We start from the raw sequence: 21,510 nt of genomic DNA, 5'->3' as shown, positions 1-21,510 counted from the left end.
GTCTTCAGAGAGTGACGGCAAGGAAGAAGGAACCGGCACGGCGCGCAGCCATGCCGGTGGATATTAACGGCTAAAGAAAGCGCGCTGGATCGCCAGTTCGACACCGCGAACTTCGGCCAGGCCTTTCAGACGACCAATCGCGGAATAACCTGGGTTGGTTTTCTTCTTCAGGTCGTCCAGCATCTGATGACCGTGATCCGGACGCATCGGGATCAGGTCTTCTTTGCCTTCCGCTTTACGACGGTGTTCTTCTTCAACGATCGCTTTCACCACTTCGTACATATCAACGTCGCCGTTCAGGTGCGCCGCTTCGTGGAAGGTTTTCGGGTTATCTTCACGCATGGTGGAACGCAGATGGGTGAAGTAAATGCGCGGACCAAACTGCTTGATCATATCAACCAGATCGTTGTCAGCGCGCACGCCGTAGGAACCGGTGCACATGGTGAAACCGTTCGCCATGCTGTTTACGGTATCAACCATCCACTGCATATCTTCAATGGTGGAAACGATACGCGGCAGACCGAGGATCGGGCGCGGCGGATCGTCCGGGTGAACCGCCATACGCACGCCGACTTCTTCGGCAACCGGAATAATGGCTTTCAGGAAGACGGCAAAGTTTTCGCGCAGTTTGGCTTTGTCGATATCTTTGTACAGCTCCAGGTGCTTACGGAACTGGTCGAGGGTGTAACCTTCTTCCGCACCCGGCAGACCAGCAATGATGTTACGGGTCAGACGCGCTTTGTCTTCATCGCTCATGGTGGCGAAACGTTCTGCTGCCTGAGCAATTTCTTCTTCGGTGTAATCCGCTTCCGCGCCTGGGCGCTTCAGGATGTGCATTTCAAACGCAGCAAATTCGATCTGGTCGAAACGCAGGGCTTTGGAGCCGTCCGGCAGTACGTATTCGAGGTCAGTACGGGTCCAGTCAAGCACCGGCATGAAGTTGTAGCACACGGTGCGGATGCCGCACTGCGCCAGGTTGCGCAGGGTCTGCTGATAGTTAGCGATCCACTGCTCATAGTTGCCAGTGTGGGTTTTGATATCTTCGTGAATTGGCACGCTTTCCACGACAGACCACACCAGACCTGCGTCTTCAACGATAGCCTTGCGTTTGAGGATCTCTTCTACGGACCATACTTCGCCGTTCGGGATATGGTGCAGCGCGGTAACCACGCCAGTTGCGCCCGCCTGACGGACATCAGCTAAAGAAACCGGATCGTTTGGGCCGTACCAGCGCCAGGTCTGTTCCATGATTTTTCCTCTTTCACATAGTGGGTTCCACAGCGAAGAGACGCGGAACCCCGGAGTTGTTTAGGTATCCGGATGAACAACCAGACCACAGCCGTGGCGTCGCACCGGATGAGATGGCGTATAAGTTCTACCTTTTGGTAAGACATGTCAACCCGGATTCTAAAATTGGTTAACCACATCACAAGAAATCCACTCTCCCGCCGATTGTTGCAAATTACAGCAAAGGGTAAACAACGGTTATTGATCAGGGTATGTGATATTCATCGCAACAATGGTTGACCAATTTACATAACATGTCGCCCAAAATAACAATGGCTCAACCAGGTAAGGTAAAACTTTATGCATGTGCTTAACATTCTTTGGGTCGTCTTCGGTATCGGCCTGATGCTGGTACTGAATTTGAGGTTCAAGATCAACTCGATGGTAGCTTTGTTGGTGGCTGCTCTGTCCGTCGGGATGCTGGCGGGTATGGACTTAATGTCGCTGCTGCACACCATGAAAGCAGGCTTCGGCAACACGCTGGGGGAACTGGCGATCATCGTGGTATTCGGTGCGGTCATCGGTAAATTGATGGTCGACTCTGGCGCGGCTCACCAGATAGCGCACACGCTGCTGGCGCGTCTCGGTCTGCGCTATGTTCAGATATCGGTGATTATCATCGGCCTGATTTTCGGTCTGGCGATGTTCTATGAAGTGGCCTTTATCATGTTGGCACCGCTGGTGATCGTGATTGCAGCCGAAGCTAAAATCCCGTTCCTGAAACTGGCTATTCCGGCAGTAGCGGCTGCCACCACCGCACATTCACTGTTCCCGCCGCAGCCGGGTCCGGTGGCGCTGGTAAATGCTTATGGCGCGGATATGGGGATGGTTTATATCTATGGCGTGCTGGTGACGATCCCAAGCGTAATTTGCGCTGGCCTGATCCTGCCAAAGTTCCTCGGTAATCTTGAGCGACCGACACCGTCATTTCTGAAAGCAGATCAACCAGTAGATATGAACAATCTGCCTTCTTTCGGCATCTCGATTCTGGTGCCGCTGATCCCGGCGATCATTATGATCTCCACCACCATCGCCAATATCTGGCTGGTAAAAGACACGCCTGCGTGGGAAGTGGTTAACTTTATTGGTTCCTCGCCGATTGCGATGTTTATTGCGATGGTAGTTGCGTTCGTACTCTTTGGCACCGCGCGCGGGCACGATATGCAGTGGGTAATGAACGCCTTTGAAAGCGCGGTAAAAAGCATTGCGATGGTGATTCTGATCATCGGTGCTGGCGGCGTACTGAAGCAGACCATCATCGACACCGGCATTGGTGACACCATCGGCATGTTGATGTCGCATGGTAATATTTCACCGTACATCATGGCGTGGCTGATCACCGTACTGATTCGTCTGGCGACCGGTCAGGGTGTGGTTTCGGCGATGACTGCCGCCGGGATTATCAGTGCTGCAATCCTTGATCCAGCAACCGGTCAGCTGGTTGGCGTGAATCCGGCGCTACTGGTGCTGGCGACGGCTGCGGGGTCCAACACCCTCACCCACATTAACGATGCATCTTTCTGGTTGTTTAAAGGTTATTTTGACCTGTCGGTAAAAGACACGCTGAAAACCTGGGGTCTGCTGGAGCTGGTCAACTCCGTAGTTGGGCTGATTATTGTGTTGATTATCAGCATGGTAGCGTAAAAGCACACCAGAGCCTGCCATTGGCAGGCTCTGTTCGGAGTGTCGACAAAGTGTGCCTTGTTTATGCCAGATGCGACGCTGACGCGTCTTATCTGGCCTACAAAGGGCTAACGTGCAGGTTTTGTAGGTAGCGTAGCGCATCACGTAATATTGCGTACCAGCATTAGCAAGCCCTGTGGTTTTTTTATTGATAAACAAAAGTCACACCAATAATCGACTGCACATTACCTGCAGTCACCTGCCCTCCAGTACGTGCGTAATTTGCCGTTAATCCCAGACTTACCGCCGAAGTCCCTACTGCCCCTAATGACACAGTGCTATTCGCTGGAATAATCGTACCGTTGCGCGTCAGCTGTACGCCGACTCCCTGTGCTGGCGAAAACGACGCAGTATTGGTGAAAATCGAGTTGCCCGCATCTGCGGTTGTACCTGAAAGGTAATACCCCAGGTTTTGGCTTTTCGCACAGTAAACGGTAAGAGGAATCGGCACCGAACCAGGATAATCCGGCAGAGTAACGGTGACATCACGAGCGGAAACATCACAGCCGCCGGTGGGCACCACCACATCATTATTGGCGTAAATATTCCACACAAACTGGAAATCATCGCTGTTATAGTTGTTGGTCTGGCGCAAAATGAGCACGGCAATTAATGAGCCAGCCTTAATCGCCACCCCGCCCGCACTGCTCACAGGCGTCAAATAAAGCGCCACCGGCCAGGGCTTATCCGTTCTCGAATTATAAACAACGCGCGGCGTTTCGCTGGTGGTAGGGAAAGGATAGCTACTGCCATTATATTTTACGGTTCCGGAAAAATTAGATAACACGCCGCCATAAGCCGAGCCTCGTTGCAGTGTGACATAGTCTGTAATCGTTTCCGGGTAATCGTTATGGCAAAAGATCTGCGTCGAAAGATCCACGACCAGGTTTTGCCCCACATTCACGGCGGGCGCAAGGTTAACATAGACATTGGCGCTGCCACCGCCAATAGGGATAGCGGTGCCATTGGCGGTTTTACAGGCGAATGACCAGGCATTTACCGACCAGCCCATCAGCAGTACAGCAAACAAGGTAATAACTCGTTTCATTACAATCATCTCTTCGGGTTCAGCTGTAGGTATAGGTGATGCTAATCACTGCCTGAATGGTTCCCTGAGTGGTTCCGCCATTTACCGTCAATGCTCTGACCTGTAACGGGAAGTGCGCTGATTGTGAGGAATCATCCACCTGAACTGTTTTGGTTGCGCCGGTATTCAATGTATTACCGCTGTCATCCTGTAGCTCTAACTGGATGTTTTGCGCGGTTCCCTGGTTTTTATAATATCCGGTGCTGTCAGCTGCCCCGCTGAAGCTGGCGGTGACCCTGGACGTTCCCACCGGACAATTAGTCAACTCAAGCGCAACATCATGCCAGGCCGATGCCGCTCCGGCAGACATCAGGCTGAAAGAATAAAGATCGCCGAGATCAACCGTGGCATTGGTGGTGGAAACCGTGCACGGTTTGGCGACGACCTTACCGTTCACCGTGATGGTGACATCGGCTGCCCATACCGTCGCGCTTGCGAGCGCCAACATTGCCGCCAATAAATACCCACGTTTGCGCCATTTCATGAGCATCTCCAGTTACTGATATTCAAGAGTAAAGGTTGCCGTAGCGTTGATACGCCCCGCAGTGACAGGCACCTGTGTCGCCATTAGCCTGGCGTAAAAATTCAGCGTGTTTGGTTTACCCGGCGTCAGGGTCGTCCACGCAATCGCGGACGATGGGGCATTAAGTGGGATCTGATTTTGTTGCTCATTCAGAAGCTGTATTCCCAGCCCTGCGGCCGCTGACACCGTATTATCAAGTGCAAGCAGGTTGGCATTGTGGCTATCCGCAACACCAGTAAACCCAACCTTTACAGCAGAAACCGCATTACCACAGGGTGACAGCAAAATACGAAATGGAACGACCGGGGTCGTCGCCCCAATGTTGCTAAATTGCTTCGCCGCGTTTTCCATCAGATCAACGGTAAAATTGGTTGATTCAGCCGCCACACTACAGCCGTTATCCCTGACATAGCCGCGAATAGTAATCGTGCTATCTGCGGCCCTGGCGTGACTGGCAACCAGCCACAAAAAAGCGCACACAAGATAAAAAGGTTTGCTTTTCATCACGTCCCCTTAACGACATTCAGCTGATAGCTGAGTTAATAACTGCTGCTGACTCTCTGGTGGCAGTTTGTAATCGGCGACACAGCGAGCATTCTCCCCTTCACCCCATTTCACCTGAACTTTTCCCACTAAAGGCATCCCGCTGAGGTAAACCTGGCCATTATCCGCAACAATGCCGCTACTCTGGCTACTCTCTGATGTGACCATCGCCCCAAACGGCAGCGGCTTATTATTGTGGGTTAGCGTCATGAGCAGTTTTATTCCTACGCGCGCTTTAAACTCTGCTCGCACAATTGCCCCACGGGTGGGAACAACGTTAGCGACCGCGTTATCTAAATCGACGTTATCAGCCAGGGTATTGGTATCCAGCGCCACTCTATTTTCCCGATATTCAGTGGCATAAGGCAGCACGGCATAACCGCGCCAGTCGGTACGAACACCCGTCTGGTTTTCGACTTTTGCATCTTTTGCTCCAGGCGCTTTAATAAGCACAACCGTATCGTTTAACGGCTGCCCCAGCGTTACGCCATTGGCATGAGCCAATACCCCACCGCTGACGCCATAATAGAGCTGCTTAATATCATCGCTATGGCTGAACCCTATGTTGGCATTGCCGTAGCCGCCGCGATAATTCAGCGCGGCGTAGCCTGTACTTCCGCTATTACCATCGCCTCCCCCGGCATAGCCGGTTTGCACGCTATAACTGAGGTTGTTGTCTTCCAGCAACGTACCGTATACACCGGCCAGATTGGTCATCCGACCGTTGAGATCGTGTGACATGCTGTAGCTGGCACTGGCATGTCGCCACTGAGATTTACTGTCAGAACGCAGCCAGTGGCTGAAAGGAATATTGACGTTAAGAGCTAACATCTGATCCCGTCCTTTTTGCCAGGCGTTTTTCGTCAGGCTATAGCTGAGCGTCCAGTTGATATCTTCGAATGCGGTATTTAATCCGGCCTGGAATTGTTCATCGACATTACTCGTTCCCCAATAAGTCTGATGGCTACCACTCAAATACAGTGTTGATGTGCGCCCAACTTGCTGAGTGACGGTGAGTTGTAATTTCCCGCGTTTGTTATAAGCGAGGTTGTAATAGTCGGTGAATTTCGGCTTAACCGGAATAACACCATCCTGCGTTTCAATGTTGTAGCCATTCATTCGGCTGTATGTTGTATCAGCGAAATTAAAATACCCACTGGTCGAATAGCGATAACCCACTAACTGAATATTCGTGCCTGATTCATTGAGCGATTTGTTATAGAGAAAACGCACCGATTGTCCGTCATGCTGACTTTCATCGGGAAGTGTGGCATTAGCCTGCGTCATATCCACGGACAGAGCACCCAATGCCCCCATGTTTTTCCCGACACCGAAATTAAACGCACGATAACGATCCGCCAGTTGAGTTCCACCGTATATTGTCCAGCCAGCCGGGAGGCCGTGGAGTAATGTACTCTGGAAAAAGCGGGGTTTTTCCTGTTGCGCATTCCCACTACGGTACTCTCCTGCCGTAATGGAATAACGCGTATGCCCTTCACGTTGCAAAAGCGGGACTGACGAATAGGGTACGGTAAAGATCTGCGTGCTGCCGTCAGCCTCTTTAATTGTTACCTGCAAGTCACCACTATTACCTGCGGCATAGATATCGTTGATGGTAAAAGGCCCCGGCGGCACCGTACTATTATAAATGTCATACCCATTCTGTTTAATAGTTACCTGTGCAGTACCACGAGCAATACCGTGGATAACCGGGGCAAATCCTCTTTGGCTATCGGGTAACATATTGTCATCGGAGGCCAACTGTGCGCCGCGAAAGTTAATACCATCGAAAATATCGCCCTGGGTATAACCATCACCCAGCGTCAGTCGGGAACGTAACGGAATGATGTCGCGCTCAAGCCAGGTATTAATATGTTGCCATTTATTTTTGCTACCTGATGAATTTCCGCTACTGTTATAACTCCAGGTGGTATTGTCGCGTAAACGCCACGCACCAATATTTAATCCACTCTGTAGATTTAAATATGCATAATGGCTGTTACCCCCAACCCGATTCTGCACACTATTTCCGCTGAAGTTATAATTGAGCAATCCGGCATTAATACCTGAATCCCACAACTCTGGTGGAATATAACCACGCGCGCGCTGATTCATAAATGCCTGAGGGATCGTGATGTTGAGCCGCTGCTGGCCAACATCTAAATGCGCAGTAGCGTCATTGATCATTGAGGTTAATGGCACGCAGGTATCATCCGCCAGCAGATTCATACCGGAAACAGAAGCCGTATTCAGCCCCATACTGGCGAGTTGAGCGCGAGTCAGGCAAGGGACAATACCTTGCTCACTGTCACCCGTATTAAACGTGACATCACGCGTTGCCATATAACCATTATTCATATAGATATCGACACGATACGTCCCCGGCGGTAATTCTTGTCCATTTTCAAAGCTCGATAAATCGGCAACAGCCTGAGGATCATCCGCTAAAAAGCGCGGGTTAAAATAGAGTTCGGCAGATGAAAAAGGTGCCTGTGCGGCAAAAGCACAGGCAACAGAGAGCCGGATAAAAAAACCAGCCAGACAATGCTTACGATTATGCAAGCATTGCGTGTTTCGCTGGTAAAGTCTTAAATTCAGATATGACATTGTTCCTCCGGTTTAAAATCACCCGGCAGTCAATTCTTTTTATTCAGGCGAATAAATCCCCCTGCGTTATTCCATTACGCCCTTCATTTTGGGGGTAAGTGCGCCATAATCATTTATTGTTCGGTAAGTAATGTTGCTTCCGGCATCAGAAGGCAATTTAACCGTGCTTTCGCCCATTGGAGGCACCAATGCATTTTCAAGAATCCGTGTTCCGGCATTAAGCTCCGTTACCGTCAGGTAATAGGGTGTCGGGTTAATCAGCGTCAGAGAATTGGCGCCACGACGGAATCTTAATTTTTCTGCGGCCTGATCGGGGGGTAACGCTAATTTAGCCGGGCGGTAATACAGTTTTATGCGGCTGATAATCGCGAGCTGTAGCGTATTCTCGGTCAATTTTGATTTATCCATTGACGGAATCGCTTTTACATTCATCCAGAACAAACTTTCCCGATCCTGCGGCAATTGATTATTTGTGGCATCAAGAATACGTAAGGTATTCTCTTTTTTTCCCCTCATCGCAAACAGAGGTGGCGTCACGATAAAACGGCCATCCTTTACACCATCGGCATTTTCTACCCATGATTGAATTAAATAAGTGCTATTTTCATCATTATTTGTCACGGCAAGTTGAACTTGTTTTTGCCCTGCCGGATAAATTACGCGGGTCGCACCTAAGGCCACTCCCGCTTCAGCGCGTCCGGCAAGCATCATTGCTACGATCATCAGGATACCTGCCAGTAAGCAGAATGTTATTTCCTGCGATTTCCTTACATTGACGTTTTTATTACTCACTGTCCTGTTCCTGTTATCACAATATCTGCTTAACAATTACTGATAGGTTAAGGAGAACCAGGCCTGGGCATTAGCCATGCCGCCAGTCACCCGACGCCCGGTTGCGCGATATTTGGCAATGAAATGTAGCGAAGTAGAGCCTGAGTAAAGCCGTTTCCAGTGTATTGGTGGACGATTAATCGGTACGAGATTTCCTTCATCATCAAACAATGCAATACCAATATTGGTTGCAATTCCTGGCCCCTCACCCACGGAAAGCACATCCGGATTTTTACCATCCGCGACACCGTGAAACCCCACGCCCACACGTTCACTCACCACCGTGCTACATTCCCGTAAATGAATAACAAAAGGCACCGGTGCGCTATCTTCCCCTACCGCATGAAACCGGTTACTACTGATTTGCCCCATATTGACCGTCATTTGTTTATCACCGGCCTCAATCCGGCAAGTTTCCGCAATAATGACGCCCTGAAACTGCATATTTCCACCGGGCAATGTGGTGTTCCATTTATTTCCGGCCAGTGCAAACATCGGCAGTAACGACGCTACTAGAAATAATTTCGTCCTTTTCATCGTTATTCTTATCGCGCAGGGGCGGGCATCCTTGCCCATAATGACTTCCCTAAAACCTGAGTGGGTTATTGATACTGAACCTTGAAGGTCGCATCCGCATTAGCAGCGCCTGGGGTTGCAGTACCGGTTGCAAAATAACGCGCCTGGAACGGAATAATGTTGGTTCCGTTATTCAGTGTTGTTTGTGCGCTAAATGTCGCACCGTCCAGCGCCAGCGCAGTACCCGTTCTGTCCAGGATCTGCACACCAACATTTGTTGCGCTGCCCGCAGCTGAACTCTGCAGAGCCAGTACGTTGGTATGATTTCCATCAATTGCTGTGCCAAGGAAGGCAACAGCGGCTTTGTCTGCAACAGTGGTATCGCAGTCATTCAGCTGAATGTTAAAACCGACGGCAGAACTGGTTGCCCCCTCTTGTGCCAGCGATGCGGTACGAACCTGACCTAACTGAACGGTTTGATCAACAGAGCCCGCATCAACCGCACAAGCGGCGTTAACAACTTCCCCTTTAAAGTGAACTGTCCCACCATTTACCGTCGTGGTAGCGGCCAGAGCCGCAGTGGAACTGAGGGACAGAGCCGATAGAACAACGATTGCCAGAGTTTTAATTTTCATACTGCTTTCCTTTTTAAATCTACGTATAAATCGACATGGGCAGTCGTTCTGTACACTTTGTTTTGAAAACGAGTTTGACTGCCAACACTGCACAGTTTCCCCCCAAAAAATGAAACATTTGGGGCCATTTTGACTCATAGAGGAAAGCATCGCGCACGAACCTTTTCAGTTTATTTGTTGGATTTATATTCTGATATTACTTTAATTTATAGATTTTTATATTGAATGAGGTGGTTTTTGGAGAGAAGAATGAGGAAGTTGCTTCGAGACACAGAAACGTTATCTTTACGTAAAGTGGAGGTGATGTGAAATTAATTTACAAGATAAATAGTTTACATATCAAACAGTTAATTGGTTTTTGTCATTTTTTGATATTTTTATGCTTGAGAAAAAATACGAAACTTTTTTATGATATGGACAGTTTGGCCCCAATTGTCTTGTATTTCTTTATTTTTTCATTTTTTTATCAACAAGTTATATTAAACCTCTTCTCTTTTTAATTTTTCGTTTATAAGATTATTTCTTTCCCATAATCCGGCAAAACGTGCAGCATTACTGGCGGTATAACGCACAGTATGGCGAATATTTCGATGCCCCAGATAATCCTGAATTAAACGGGTATCTGCACCACGCTCCGCCAGTTCATAACCGCAAGCATGTCTTAACATATGAGGATGAGTCTGCGTCACGGTTCCAGCTTCAATACCGGCATCACGAATGATGCGATAAGCCTGCTGACGAGAAAGTCGGCTTCCACGACGGGAAATAAATATGGCGTCGGTCTGGTCAGCACCTTTCCAGTTAGCACGTTCCTGGGTCCAGCGTTCTACGGCTTCACGCTCATCAAAACGTAACGGGTGAACGGTAGAAAATCCGTTCTTCAGTCGGCGAATATTTATTCGACCTTCATTAAGATCAAGATCCTGATAATGCAGATCAAGTAGTTCACTAATACGCATCCCATGCCGATATGCCAACAGAATAAGACAATAATCTCTGGCTCCCGTTGCCCCATAGCAAACCGCTTGCATCATTGCCTGAACTTCTTTACCGGTAAGATAACGACGTTTACTCACAATAGTATTACTCCTGACTGAGATATATTTGAATGAATACCTATAGGAAACCTCAAACGGTCAAAATTAGCCCAATAGATAAAAAGATAATCACACACAAAGTTATGTGGTTATCAGTCAATTACATTAAATATCATACAAAAATAAAATATCACTGATGTGATAACATCTATTTTCATTGATTTAATTCAATATAACAATAGATTGCACCGGATTAACTTCCAGTTGCTTAAAAAATAAAGAAAAAAAGTGCAAAAAGAGAAGAATATAAGTGATATGTAAATTTATGAATGATTTTGTTTGTTTATTTTGAATAAAATAAAACATTGTATTTTGTATGGATATAGTTAAGTTAATGTTTATTATGATAATTAAGAATCACACTAACAATAACATCAATTAATAAATGGTTAATTATTATTGATATATCGTAAGAATAATGTAGGTTTTAACACCATCCATGGCATCTCATCCATCTTTATAAAACAGCGTGGCGCTGTCGACCTCTGGGTCTATCCCAGATGCCGTAAAAGCGCCCGGCATTGCTGGCGGTATACCAGACGGTGTGACGAATATTACGATGCCCAAGATAATCCTGGATAAGTCGTGTATCTATTCCCATATTCGCCAAAGCAAAACCACACGAATGGCGTAACATATGCGGATGAATTTCCAGTGATAACCCGGCATTACCACCTGAAGTCGAGATAATATGGTAAAACTGTTGACGAGAAAGCGGATTCCCCTTGCGTGATAAAAATACCCACTCGCTCTCAGCATGTGGATAAGAAGTACGCGTACTCAACCAGTTTTTTAAAGCCTGAACTTCTTTGTTCAATAGCGGGTGCGTTGTTGAAAAGCCTTTTTTTAATCGATGGATATATATGCACTTTGCCTTAAGATCAATATCCGAAATTCTCAATCGGCAAATTTCACTCGCCCGAAAGCCATGAATAAAACAAAGCAAAGTCAGACAATAATTGCGTGCAGCATGAGGCCCGGTATTTGCTGCTTTAAGGAGTGACTCTATTTCACTGTGGGTAAGGAAGTTCCTTTTTTTGTTATCAGCCTTATTCTTCATCGTTTTCCCTTATAATTACAGACGCGCACTAGCTGTGCTGGGTTAGCAATAATCCAACATTTTAATCCTGATTATGTTTATAAAAGCGAATATTTACTTAATGGCTAACGCAAGTGGGCCAGCTCTTTTGAATGAACTTAAATAGAATGGCGATAGCTACTTATAATAACTTTGCCATACAAACGCTATGCTCTTGCATGATATGTCTTTTATATATTTTCAATCTGAGACGAATCTAATAATAACCCTCATCATCAATGTAACTAATCTTATCTATATATCACGTGATATGTTCTGTAACAAGTAAATCAACATAAAAAATTCAGCAAAATTTAATATTCGTTCAACAGGCCATCTCACATATAACATTATTAGTCAACTCCATTTTTCACAAAATTGCTATTTAATGGAATCCCATAATTTTCAGGTGGCTATTATCATGCTAATGCTTAGTTACCTAGCCATTATTATCCTTTGGTTTGTAAACTCATACTGTGAGATTGTTACATCCCTTTCCAGGCCGTGTATTGTCCAGAGAAATGAGGGGAAGTTCGCACGCACCTTTTTTCATCTACATTCGCATTAAATATGCATGTTACTTCAACTTAATCTTTCCTTACTCACTGCTCTTTACTGGCGATACGGCAAATAACTGACTGCCCCCATCCTGTAGTGTGCTGAACATCAACGAGTCAGCCCAGGACAGAGCCAGGAACTCCTCTGCTACATACCAGGTTGCCCTTAGTCTCAGAACGTAAAAACATATTTTATGGTGAGAATTATTGTCAATCGGATAGCGGATAAACTCTCATTTTCACCGTGCTTTCGGAGTTAGCTTGTAAACCCGGCACTGTCGACATCCATTAAAAATAAATATTAAACAATGAGTTAATGACATAGCATCTGTTTCACGAAGGCAGTCGACAATGACCATCTGGCCTTACATAACACTTTACCTTCGAAAAATATCGACATATTTTGTGACGCGAATTGCAAATCTGGTTTTGTTGTATGGATTGCGTGATTTTTGATCTGGTATAACAGGTATAAAGGTACACACAAGAGATAAATAAGACGACTCTCTCGCAATCTAATACAAACATTCCTGGCGTCCTCCCTTATCGGGTGATGAAAGAGCACTTCAGTCTGAAAGGAGTATGAAAATGAGATCAACAAACAATCCATTTTATGACACTGGCTAAAGATAGATTTAGTGAGTGAAATAGCTTACGAACATTAAAATCAATTAAACATCAGAATAGATTTAATACTCAGGTATTTAATCCAGATCTCTGTTTATCTTAAATTATGTGGAAAACAATTTCTCACAGGAGACCTTATACAAAAAAAAATAATTATCCGTGGCCAATGACGCTATAAGCCTGGCAAAAAAGAGCACATAACATAAATGCTATTTGTTTATTCGGACTTCGTATTACTTTCTGTATTCTACAAATGAGTGAAATTTATGAAAAAGGCTAAAATACTTTCTGGCGTATTATTACTCTGCTTTTCGTCACCATTAATTTCTCAGGCTGCAACACTGGATGTGCGTGGTGGATATCGTAGTGGAAGCCATGCCTATGAAACTCGACTCAAAGTCAGTGAGGGGTGGAAAAATGGATGGTGGGCAAGCATGGAAAGTAATACCTGGAATACCATTCATGATAATAAAAAGGAAAATGCCGCATTAAATGATGTTCAGGTTGAAGTTAATTATGCGATTAAACTTGATGATCAATGGACCGTGCGCCCTGGAATGTTAACCCATTTTAGCAGCAATGGCACACGCTATGGACCATATGTAAAACTGTCCTGGGATGCGACAAAAGATCTCAATTTTGGCATTCGCTATCGTTACGACTGGAAAGCTTACCGGCAACAAGACTTATCTGGCGATATGTCTCGTGATAACGTTCATCGTTGGGATGGATATGTCACTTACAATATTAATAGTGATTTCACCTTCGCATGGCAAACGACGCTGTACAGCAAACAAAACGATTATCGCTATGCAAACCATAAGAAATGGGCGACGGAAAATGCATTTGTTCTACAATACCATATGACGCCTGATATTACGCCATACATAGAATATGACTACCTTGACCGTCAGGGTGTTTACAACGGCAGAGATAATTTATCGGAAAACAGTTATCGCATTGGTGTGTCATTTAAACTGTAGTAGACAGGAGACAGTCACAATGAATAAAACAATAACGGCACTTGCTATCATGATGGCTTCACTTGCCGCAAACGCGTCGGTATTGCCGGAAACTCCTGTGCCATTTAAAAGTGGTACTGGAGCAATTGATAATGACACTGTCTACATTGGTTTAGGTAGCGCAGGTACGGCATGGTACAAGCTGGATACACAAGCCAAAGATAAAAAATGGATAGCCCTGGCGGAATTCCCCGCTGGCGCGAGAGATCAAGCAACCTCAGCCTTTATTGATGGTAATTTATATGTATTTGGCGGTGTTGGTAAAAACAGCGAGGGGTTAACTCAGGTATTCAACGACGTACACAAATATAATCCCAAAACTAATACCTGGGTTAAATTAATGTCGCACGCACCGATGGGCATGGCTGGTCATGTGACCTTTGTACACAACGGCAAAGCCTATATTACTGGCGGCGTTAACCAGAATATATTTAATGGCTATTTTGAAGATCTCAAGGAGGCTGGAAAAGATTCAGCGGCCATAGATAAAATCAATGCCCACTATTTTGACAAAAAAGCAGAAGATTATTTCTTTAATAAGTTCCTGTTGTCTTTTGATCCCTCTACACAGCAATGGAGTTACGCTGGCGAATCCCCCTGGTACGGCACGGCTGGTGCGGCGGTAGTAAATAATGGTGATAAAACCTGGCTTATTAATGGCGAAGCAAAACCAGGGCTGCGAACTGATGCTGTATTTGAGCTTGATTTCACCGGCAATGGCATAAAATGGAATAAACTTTCTCCCGTCTCCTCACCGGATGGCGTAGCTGGCGGTTTTGCAGGTATTAGCAATGACTCTCTTATATTTGCCGGAGGAGCCGGATTCAAAGGTTCACGGGAAAATTACCAGAACGGTAAGAACTATGCGCATGAAGGTCTGAAAAAATCGTATAGCGCCGATATTCATCTTTGGCATAACGGGAAATGGGAGAAATCTGGCGAACTGTCGCAAGGTCGGGCCTACGGAGTATCATTGCCCTGGAATAATAATTTATTGATTATTGGCGGTGAAACTACGGGTGGCAAAGCTGTAGCGGACTCAGTGTTGCTCTCTGTGAAAGATAATAAAGTTACTGTGCAAAACTAACTTTTCAGGGCTCCAGCAAAGGAGCCCTGCTATCAATGGCTCATCACCCGTTGTCATTTCAATTACGCATATATATGAACACGATAACATCGCCCGATTATTACTATGTTCTTACCGTTGCCGGTCAATCTAATGCCATGGCATATGGCGAAGGACTTCCCTTACCAGACAGTGAAGATGCGCCTCACCCCAGAATAAAACAACTGGCAAGATTTACACAGACGCATCCCGGTGGCCCATCATGTCAATTTAATGACATTATTCCACTGACTCACTGCCCACACGATGTTCAGGATATGCGGGATTATCACCATCCTCTGGCAACGGATCATCAAACACAATACGGTACAGTTGGACAGGCACTGCATATTGCGCGGAAATTACTGCCCTTCATTCCTGATAATGCTGGCGTTCTTATCGTTCCTTGTTGCCGTGGCGGATCGGCTTTTACCGCAGGCTGCGAAGGGACATATTCAGAACAACACGGAGCCAGCCATGATGCATGTCGTTGGGGAACGGATACTCCGCTGTATCAGGATTTAGTCAACAGAACGCGAGCTGCACTGGCGAAGAATCCGCTGAATAAATTCCTCGGAGTATGCTGGATGCAGGGCGAATTTGACTTAATGACGAGTGACTACGCGTTACACCCTCAATATTTTAATAATATGGTTGAAGCTTTTCGGAAGGATTTAAAGCAGTACCGTTCTCAGCTTCTGAATACTAACACTTCCGCTGCTCCGTGGTTCTGCGGCGATACAACCTGGTACTGGAAAGAAAATTATCCTCATGCGTACGAAACTATTTATGGCAATTATAAAAAGAATGTCTTAGCCAATATTATTTTTGTCGGCTTCCAGCAACAAGACGAACGAGGGCTGACGAACGAGCCTGATGAAGATCCGGATGATTTAAGCACGGGATATTACGGTTCAGCGTACCGAACACCAGAAAACTGGACAACGGCGCTACGAAGCAGTCATTTTAGCTCAACAGCCCGTCGGGGGATTATTTCCGACAAATTTGCTGACGTTATTTTGCGGTTTTGGCGTGAAGATTGAGCACTCACAAATTTGAGTTACGCGCATCCATCAATGCTCTTAACTCCTCCGGCGTAAACGGTGGTTTGCATCGGCGCCGCATCGAATGACAGTTAGGGCAAACAGTGAGCAAGCCATTAACTGGACTCTGTTGGTAATCTTCTTTGTTTCGGGAGTGAAGAGGCTCACGCCTTCTTAAACTGTATCTACAACAATTATGTAATCACAACCTATGCAACGCTTATAGAAAACAATGATGCAGAAAACATTGTTTAACGCTATTCAGGACGGGTCACAGATACAAAAAAAGACGCTTTTCAGCGTCTTTCTTTCGGAATATTGGTACTGAGGATGGGACTCGAACCCACAAGCCCGTTAGGGCACTACCACCTCAAGGTAGCGTGTCTACCAATTCCACCACCTCAGCACAGATACTATCTTAGTTCGGGATATCGCTGGTCGGCTTAGCCGGAGCAGCTGGCTGAGTTTGTTCGGTTTTCGCCGGGGCACTCAGATTTTCCCATTCGCTACCTTTATTGGTTTTGTTGCTGTTGATGTTACCCAGCACCAGACTGATGATGAAGAACAACGTTGCCAGCACAGCCGTCATACGGGTCATGAAGTTACCAGAACCACTTGAACCAAACAGCGTAGCGGAAGCGCCTGCTCCGAAGGAGGCTCCCATATCAGCGCCTTTACCTTGCTGCAGCATGATCAGACCAACAAGGCCAATTGCCACAATAAGGAAAACTACTAAAAGAGCTTCGTACATAATCAACCTGTTCCTTGCGGAGTTGCCGCGTACCAATGCTTCAACCAATAAAGCGAGAAAATTTAATCTTTCCCACTGAAGCGGGTGTGAATACTAACCAAAGCGAATGACCTTCGCAAGGGCAATTTTATTGCATTGTATCAACTGCGGAAAAAAACAGCAAAATCGATGTGCATAAGAAAAACAAAGGCGACAATCGCCGCCTTTTTAGCCAGTTAGTTATCGCATTAAACCGCTTTTACCGCATCAGCAATACGGTGTGCAAACTCGGTGACCTGCGCTTCGTCTTCACCTTCGACCATCACGCGAATTAACGGCTCGGTGCCGGATTTACGCAACAGCACACGCCCACGGCTACCCAGCGCCGCTTCAACTTCGGCGGTCACGGCTTTAACTGACTCATGCTCCAGCGGATCGCCGCTGCCTGCGGTATAACGCACATTAACCAGAATCTGTGGGAACATTTTCATGCCACTGCAAAGGTCGTGCAGGCTCATATGGTTACGCGCCATCGCCGCCAGCACCTGCAAACCAGCAACAATGCCGTCACCGGTAGTGGTTTTATCCAGCAGGATCACATGACCGGAGTTCTCTGCACCGATACGCCAGCCTTTTTCCTGCATTTTTTCCAGTACGTAGCGGTCCCCCACTTTCGCACGTGCAAATGGAATGCCTAACTGTTTCAGCGCCAGTTCCAGCCCCATGTTGCTCATCAATGTACCCACCGCGCCACCACGCAGCTGACCCTGACGAAGGCCTTCACGCGCGATGATATACATGATCTGATCGCCATCGACTTTATTGCCTTCATGGTCAACCATAATCACGCGATCGCCGTCGCCGTCAAACGCAATGCCGAGATCCGCTTTTTCAGCCAATACGCGTGCCTGTAGCGCACGAACATCAGTTGCCCCCACTTCGGCATTGATGTTTACGCCGTTCGGCTCACAACCGATGGCGATTACATTCGCTCCCAGCTCACGCAGCACGTTCGGCGCGATGTGATAAGTCGCGCCATTGGCGCAATCCACCACAATCTTCAGTTCACTGAGGCTAAGTTCGTTCGGGAATGTGGCTTTGCAAAATTCGATATAGCGACCCGCAGCATCAACGATACGGCTGGCTTTACCCAGTTCTGCCGAATCAACGCAGCTGATCTCTTTTTCCATTTCCGCTTCGATGGCCTCTTCTACCGCATCCGGTAGTTTGGTGCCGTCGATAGAGAAGAATTTAATGCCGTTATCGTAGAACGGGTTATGCGATGCGGAAATCACTATCCCGGCCTCTGCGCGGAAGGTACGCGTCAGATAAGCCACTGCCGGTGTTGGCATCGGGCCAGTAAAAAGCGCGGAAAGTCCCGCTGCCGCCAGGCCGGCTTCCAGCGCCGACTCCAGCATATAGCCAGAAATACGCGTGTCTTTACCAATAATGATCTTACGGGAGCCGTGGCGCGCCAGTACTTTACCCGCAGCCCAGCCCAGTTTAAGCACAAAATCAGGGGTGATCGGCGCATCCCCAACACGACCACGAATCCCGTCGGTCCCGAAATATTTACGATTACTCATAGCGTTTGTTTTCCTTTGCAGACAGAGTGGCTTCCACCACTCGCATCGCTTCTACGGTTTCTTTGACGTCATGAACACGAATGATGTGCGCGCCCTGCATCGCAGCAATAACTGCACAGGCCAGACTACCGCTCAGGCGTTCGGACGGCCCCACGTTCAGCAGTTGTCCAATCATCGATTTTCGTGACATACCCACCAACAGCGGCAGGTTGAAATGGTGAAATTCAGCCAGACGCGCCAATAATGAATAGTTATGGTGGAGATTTTTACCGAAACCGAATCCCGGGTCGAGCAACAATTTCTCTTTTGCGATACCCGCCTGCTCACAACGTGCTATTTGCTCAATAAAGTAGCGATTAACTTCGGCAAAGACATCGTCATACTTCGGGGCTTCCTGCATGGTCTTTGGATTTCCCTGCATATGCATCAGGCATACGGGTAAACCAGTTTCCGCAGCCGCTTCCAGAGCGCCAGGTTCGGAAAGGGAGCGGATATCGTTAATGATGTGAGCGCCCACTTTCGCCGATTCACGGATAACTTCCGGTTTGGAGGTATCCACAGAGATCCAGACTTCGAATCGTTGCGCAATTGCCTCAACCACCGGAATAACACGTTGCAACTCTTCTTCAACACTCACTTCCGCTGCACCTGGACGCGTGGACTCTCCACCAACGTCGATAATCGTCGCGCCAGCGTTGATCATCAGATTCGCATGTTTCATTGCATCAATCAGTGAGTTATGCGTACCGCCATCAGAAAAAGAATCTGGCGTGACGTTGAGGATCCCCATCACGTGAGGATGGCTAAGATCCAGTGAAGTGCCCTGGGCAAAGAGTTTCATGGTGTTATCCCTGGTATGAATTGATAAGAAAAAACCCCGGAGCACGCCCCGGGGTTTTCGGTACAAATACAGTCATCTGATGCGGGAACTTACTTGTCGCCTAACTGCTCTGACATGGTGTTACCCGGATTTGGCGTACGTGGTTCATCAACCGGACGCGGCGCCTTTGGCGTGCCATTATTGTCAGAATTGTTAGATGCTCCCGACTCATCCCAACCTGCAGGCGGGCGTACATCGCGACGAGCCATCAAGTCATCAATCTGCGGTGCGTCGATGGTCTCATATTTCATGAGTGCATCTTTCATCGCATGAAGGATATCCAGGTTGTCGTTCAACAATTGACGCGCACGATTGTAGTTACGTTCAATCAGTGACTTCACTTCCTGGTCGATGATACGCGCGGTTTCATCGGACATATGTTTTGCTTTCGCCACGCTACGACCGAGGAAAACTTCACCTTCTTCTTCCGCATACAGCAGCGGACCGAGTTTTTCAGAGAAGCCCCACTGGGTCACCATGTTACGCGCCAGGTTAGTCGCAACTTTAATATCGTTCGACGCACCGGTAGAAACATGTTCTGGTCCGTAGATGATCTCTTCTGCCAGACGACCGCCGTACAGGGTACTAATCTGGCTTTCCAGTTTCTGTCGGCTGGCGCTGATTGCGTCGCCTTCAGGCAGGAAGAAGGTCACACCCAGCGCGCGACCGCGCGGGATAATCGTTACTTTGTGCACCGGATCGTGTTCCGGCACCAGGCGACCGATAATCGCATGACCAGCTTCGTGGTAAGCAGTCGATTCTTTCTGCGCTTCCGTCATCACCATGGAGCGACGTTCCGCACCCATCATGATTTTGTCTTTCGCTTTCTCGAACTCAACCATCGAAACGACACGTTTATTGCCACGCGCGGCGAACAGTGCAGCTTCGTTCACCAGGTTCGCCAGGTCTGCACCGGAGAAGCCTGGTGTGCCACGAGCAATAATTGCCGCATCAACATCTGGCGCCAACGGTACGCGACGCATATGAACTTTCAGGATTTGCTCACGACCACGCACATCTGGCAGACCAACCACAACCTGACGGTCGAAACGACCAGGACGCAGCAGTGCCGGGTCGAGAACGTCCGGACGGTTAGTCGCCGCGATAACGATGATACCTTCGTTACCTTCGAAGCCGTCCATCTCAACCAGCATCTGGTTCAGAGTCTGTTCACGTTCATCATGACCACCACCCAGGCCAGCGCCACGCTGGCGGCCTACGGCGTCGATTTCATCGATGAAGATGATGCACGGTGCCGCTTTCTTCGCCTGTTCGAACATGTCACGCACACGAGATGCACCAACACCAACGAACATTTCTACGAAGTCAGAACCGGAGATGGTAAAGAACGGAACTTTCGCTTCACCTGCAATAGCTTTCGCCAGCAGCGTTTTACCCGTACCCGGAGGACCGACCATCAGGACGCCTTTCGGGATCTTACCGCCCAGTTTCTGGAAGCGGCTCGGCTCACGCAGATACTCAACCAGTTCGGCAACTTCTTCTTTTGCTTCGTCGCAACCCGCAACATCAGCAAAGGTCGTTTTGATCTGATCTTCCGTCAACATGCGCGCTTTGCTCTTACCGAACGACATCGCGCCTTTACCGCCGCCGCCCTGCATTTGACGCATGAAGAAGATCCAGACACCAATCAGCAACAGCATCGGGAACCATGAAATGAAGATAGAAGCCAGCAGGCTTGGCTCTTCAGGCGGTTCACCGACAACCTTGACGTTCTTGGTCAGCAGGTTATCCAGTAGTTTCGGATCCTGAACCGGAATGTAAGTGGTATAACGGTTACTATCTTTCTTGGTAACGTTGATTTCACGTCCGTTGATACGCGCTTCACGAACCTGGTCGTTATTGACCTCTTGTAGGAAGGTAGAGTAATCCACCTTACGGCCATTAGACTCGCTGGGCCCAAAGCTCTGGAATACTGACATCAGCACAACGGCAATGACCAGCCAGAGTATTAGGTTTTTCGCCATGTCACTCAAGGGATTAACCTCTTATTACAACTGTGTTAAAAACAGCGTCAGGATACTCTATATCCAGCATCTTTCAAACTTTCGTCTG

The 21,510-nt window shown here is 47.6% G+C and carries 18 protein-coding genes, 1 tRNA gene and 1 pseudogene; 4 read left to right on the top strand and 16 right to left on the bottom strand.

Features of this window, described 5'->3' with window-relative positions; genetic code table 11:
* Nucleotides 1-63 precede the first annotated feature (63 nt).
* Nucleotides 64-1,248, bottom strand: coding sequence for a mannonate dehydratase (uxuA, locus tag WC5_RS12175; protein WP_000438582.1), 1,185 nt, complete (start codon nucleotides 1,246-1,248; stop codon nucleotides 64-66).
* Nucleotides 1,249-1,587: 339 nt separating this feature from the next.
* Between uxuA and gntP the strand changes: the two genes are divergently transcribed.
* Nucleotides 1,588-2,931: a gluconate permease GntP gene (gene gntP, locus WC5_RS12180; RefSeq protein WP_016159466.1), complete on the top strand. Its 1,344-nt coding sequence runs from the start codon at nucleotides 1,588-1,590 to the stop codon at nucleotides 2,929-2,931.
* 184 nt (nucleotides 2,932-3,115) lie between these two features.
* Here gntP and fimH read toward each other — a convergent pair whose 3' ends face one another.
* The 9 genes from fimH to fimB form a co-directional block, all read right to left on the bottom strand.
* Complete coding sequence (gene fimH, locus WC5_RS12185) at nucleotides 3,116-4,018, bottom strand: type 1 fimbria D-mannose specific adhesin FimH (protein WP_010352630.1); 903 nt, start codon at nucleotides 4,016-4,018, stop codon at nucleotides 3,116-3,118.
* A gap of 19 nt (nucleotides 4,019-4,037) precedes the next feature.
* The gene (gene fimG, locus WC5_RS12190) at nucleotides 4,038-4,541 is read right to left on the bottom strand and encodes a type 1 fimbria minor subunit FimG (protein WP_016231563.1); all 504 of its coding nucleotides are present in this window, start codon (nucleotides 4,539-4,541) and stop codon (nucleotides 4,038-4,040) included.
* 12 nt (nucleotides 4,542-4,553) lie between these two features.
* Nucleotides 4,554-5,084 (bottom strand): type 1 fimbrial adaptor subunit FimF, encoded by a 531-nt coding sequence (gene fimF, locus WC5_RS12195; protein WP_010353036.1) that lies wholly within the window; start codon nucleotides 5,082-5,084, stop codon nucleotides 4,554-4,556.
* A gap of 9 nt (nucleotides 5,085-5,093) precedes the next feature.
* A complete protein-coding gene (gene fimD, locus WC5_RS12200) occupies nucleotides 5,094-7,730 on the bottom strand; it encodes a fimbrial usher FimD (protein ID WP_000121033.1) in 2,637 nt (878 codons plus the stop codon).
* Between the two features lie 66 nt (nucleotides 7,731-7,796).
* Nucleotides 7,797-8,522: a type 1 fimbria chaperone FimC gene (gene fimC / locus WC5_RS12205; protein ID WP_000066583.1), complete on the bottom strand. Its 726-nt coding sequence runs from the start codon at nucleotides 8,520-8,522 to the stop codon at nucleotides 7,797-7,799.
* A gap of 36 nt (nucleotides 8,523-8,558) precedes the next feature.
* On the bottom strand, nucleotides 8,559-9,098 hold the full coding sequence (gene fimI / locus WC5_RS12210; RefSeq protein ID WP_000831510.1) for a type 1 fimbrial minor subunit FimI: 540 nt from the start codon (nucleotides 9,096-9,098) through the stop codon (nucleotides 8,559-8,561).
* Between the two features lie 65 nt (nucleotides 9,099-9,163).
* A complete protein-coding gene (gene fimA / locus WC5_RS12215) occupies nucleotides 9,164-9,712 on the bottom strand; it encodes a type 1 fimbrial major subunit FimA (RefSeq protein WP_000695573.1) in 549 nt (182 codons plus the stop codon).
* Between the two features lie 479 nt (nucleotides 9,713-10,191).
* A complete protein-coding gene (gene fimE / locus WC5_RS12220) occupies nucleotides 10,192-10,788 on the bottom strand; it encodes a type 1 fimbria switch DNA invertase FimE (protein WP_000044702.1) in 597 nt (198 codons plus the stop codon).
* Between the two features lie 478 nt (nucleotides 10,789-11,266).
* Nucleotides 11,267-11,869 carry a type 1 fimbria switch DNA invertase FimB gene (fimB, locus tag WC5_RS12225; protein ID WP_000790591.1) on the bottom strand — a complete coding sequence of 201 codons (603 nt, stop codon included), beginning with the start codon at nucleotides 11,867-11,869 and terminating at the stop codon, nucleotides 11,267-11,269.
* Between the two features lie 1,468 nt (nucleotides 11,870-13,337).
* On the opposite strand from fimB, the gene nanC reads away from it, so the two are divergent.
* The 3 genes and pseudogenes from nanC to WC5_RS26150 form a co-directional block, all read left to right on the top strand.
* Nucleotides 13,338-14,054 carry an N-acetylneuraminic acid outer membrane channel NanC gene (nanC, locus tag WC5_RS0122145; RefSeq protein ID WP_016159471.1) on the top strand — a complete coding sequence of 239 codons (717 nt, stop codon included), beginning with the start codon at nucleotides 13,338-13,340 and terminating at the stop codon, nucleotides 14,052-14,054.
* Nucleotides 14,055-14,073: 19 nt separating this feature from the next.
* Nucleotides 14,074-15,180: an N-acetylneuraminate epimerase gene (gene nanM / locus WC5_RS12230; RefSeq protein WP_010349758.1), complete on the top strand. Its 1,107-nt coding sequence runs from the start codon at nucleotides 14,074-14,076 to the stop codon at nucleotides 15,178-15,180.
* A 35-nt stretch (nucleotides 15,181-15,215) separates the two neighbouring features.
* Nucleotides 15,216-15,821 (top strand): annotated as a pseudogene (locus WC5_RS26150) (sialate O-acetylesterase); the annotation flags it as partial.
* A gap of 338 nt (nucleotides 15,822-16,159) precedes the next feature.
* Here the strand turns inward: WC5_RS26150 and WC5_RS26145 are convergent.
* From WC5_RS26145 to ftsH, 6 genes are all read right to left on the bottom strand, one after another.
* Entirely contained in the window at nucleotides 16,160-16,249 is a 90-nt protein-coding gene (locus tag WC5_RS26145; RefSeq protein WP_434059432.1) for a hypothetical protein, read from the bottom strand.
* Between the two features lie 311 nt (nucleotides 16,250-16,560).
* Nucleotides 16,561-16,647 (bottom strand) — tRNA-Leu (locus WC5_RS12240).
* Between the two features lie 12 nt (nucleotides 16,648-16,659).
* A complete protein-coding gene (secG, locus tag WC5_RS12245; protein WP_001517162.1) occupies nucleotides 16,660-16,992 on the bottom strand; it encodes a preprotein translocase subunit SecG in 333 nt (110 codons plus the stop codon).
* A 227-nt stretch (nucleotides 16,993-17,219) separates the two neighbouring features.
* Entirely contained in the window at nucleotides 17,220-18,557 is a 1,338-nt protein-coding gene (glmM, locus tag WC5_RS12250; protein ID WP_000071137.1) for a phosphoglucosamine mutase, read from the bottom strand.
* Complete coding sequence (folP, locus tag WC5_RS12255; RefSeq protein WP_000764720.1) at nucleotides 18,550-19,398, bottom strand: dihydropteroate synthase; 849 nt, start codon at nucleotides 19,396-19,398, stop codon at nucleotides 18,550-18,552. Before folP ends, glmM begins: the two co-directional genes overlap by 8 nt.
* Nucleotides 19,399-19,487: 89 nt before the next feature.
* Nucleotides 19,488-21,422, bottom strand: a complete 1,935-nt coding sequence (gene ftsH / locus WC5_RS12260; RefSeq protein ID WP_001107477.1) for an ATP-dependent zinc metalloprotease FtsH — start codon at nucleotides 21,420-21,422, stop codon at nucleotides 19,488-19,490.
* Between the last annotated feature and the right edge of the window lie 88 nt (nucleotides 21,423-21,510).

The sequence above is a fragment of the Escherichia sp. KTE114 genome (assembly GCF_000407765.1).
Taxonomy (GTDB): Bacteria; Pseudomonadota; Gammaproteobacteria; order Enterobacterales; family Enterobacteriaceae; genus Escherichia; species Escherichia ruysiae.
This window is presented reverse-complemented; position numbering and strand designations above follow the sequence as displayed.

Excerpts from the sequence above, each read along its gene's own strand:
- uxuA (WP_000438582.1), bottom strand. The coding sequence starts at position 1,248 with ATGGAACAGACCTGGCGCTGGTACGGCCCAAACGATCCGGTTTCTTTA.
- gntP (WP_016159466.1), top strand. The coding sequence starts at position 1,588 with ATGCATGTGCTTAACATTCTTTGGGTCGTCTTCGGTATCGGCCTGATG.
- fimH (WP_010352630.1), bottom strand. The coding sequence starts at position 4,018 with ATGAAACGAGTTATTACCTTGTTTGCTGTACTGCTGATGGGCTGGTCG.
- fimG (WP_016231563.1), bottom strand. The coding sequence starts at position 4,541 with ATGAAATGGCGCAAACGTGGGTATTTATTGGCGGCAATGTTGGCGCTC.
- fimF (WP_010353036.1), bottom strand. The coding sequence starts at position 5,084 with ATGAAAAGCAAACCTTTTTATCTTGTGTGCGCTTTTTTGTGGCTGGTT.
- fimD (WP_000121033.1), bottom strand. The coding sequence starts at position 7,730 with ATGTCATATCTGAATTTAAGACTTTACCAGCGAAACACGCAATGCTTG.
- fimI (WP_000831510.1), bottom strand. The coding sequence starts at position 9,098 with ATGAAAAGGACGAAATTATTTCTAGTAGCGTCGTTACTGCCGATGTTT.
- fimA (WP_000695573.1), bottom strand. The coding sequence starts at position 9,712 with ATGAAAATTAAAACTCTGGCAATCGTTGTTCTATCGGCTCTGTCCCTC.
- fimB (WP_000790591.1), bottom strand. The coding sequence starts at position 11,869 with ATGAAGAATAAGGCTGATAACAAAAAAAGGAACTTCCTTACCCACAGT.
- nanC (WP_016159471.1), top strand. The coding sequence starts at position 13,338 with ATGAAAAAGGCTAAAATACTTTCTGGCGTATTATTACTCTGCTTTTCG.
- nanM (WP_010349758.1), top strand. The coding sequence starts at position 14,074 with ATGAATAAAACAATAACGGCACTTGCTATCATGATGGCTTCACTTGCC.
- secG (WP_001517162.1), bottom strand. The coding sequence starts at position 16,992 with ATGTACGAAGCTCTTTTAGTAGTTTTCCTTATTGTGGCAATTGGCCTT.
- glmM (WP_000071137.1), bottom strand. The coding sequence starts at position 18,557 with ATGAGTAATCGTAAATATTTCGGGACCGACGGGATTCGTGGTCGTGTT.
- folP (WP_000764720.1), bottom strand. The coding sequence starts at position 19,398 with ATGAAACTCTTTGCCCAGGGCACTTCACTGGATCTTAGCCATCCTCAC.
- ftsH (WP_001107477.1), bottom strand. The coding sequence starts at position 21,422 with ATGGCGAAAAACCTAATACTCTGGCTGGTCATTGCCGTTGTGCTGATG.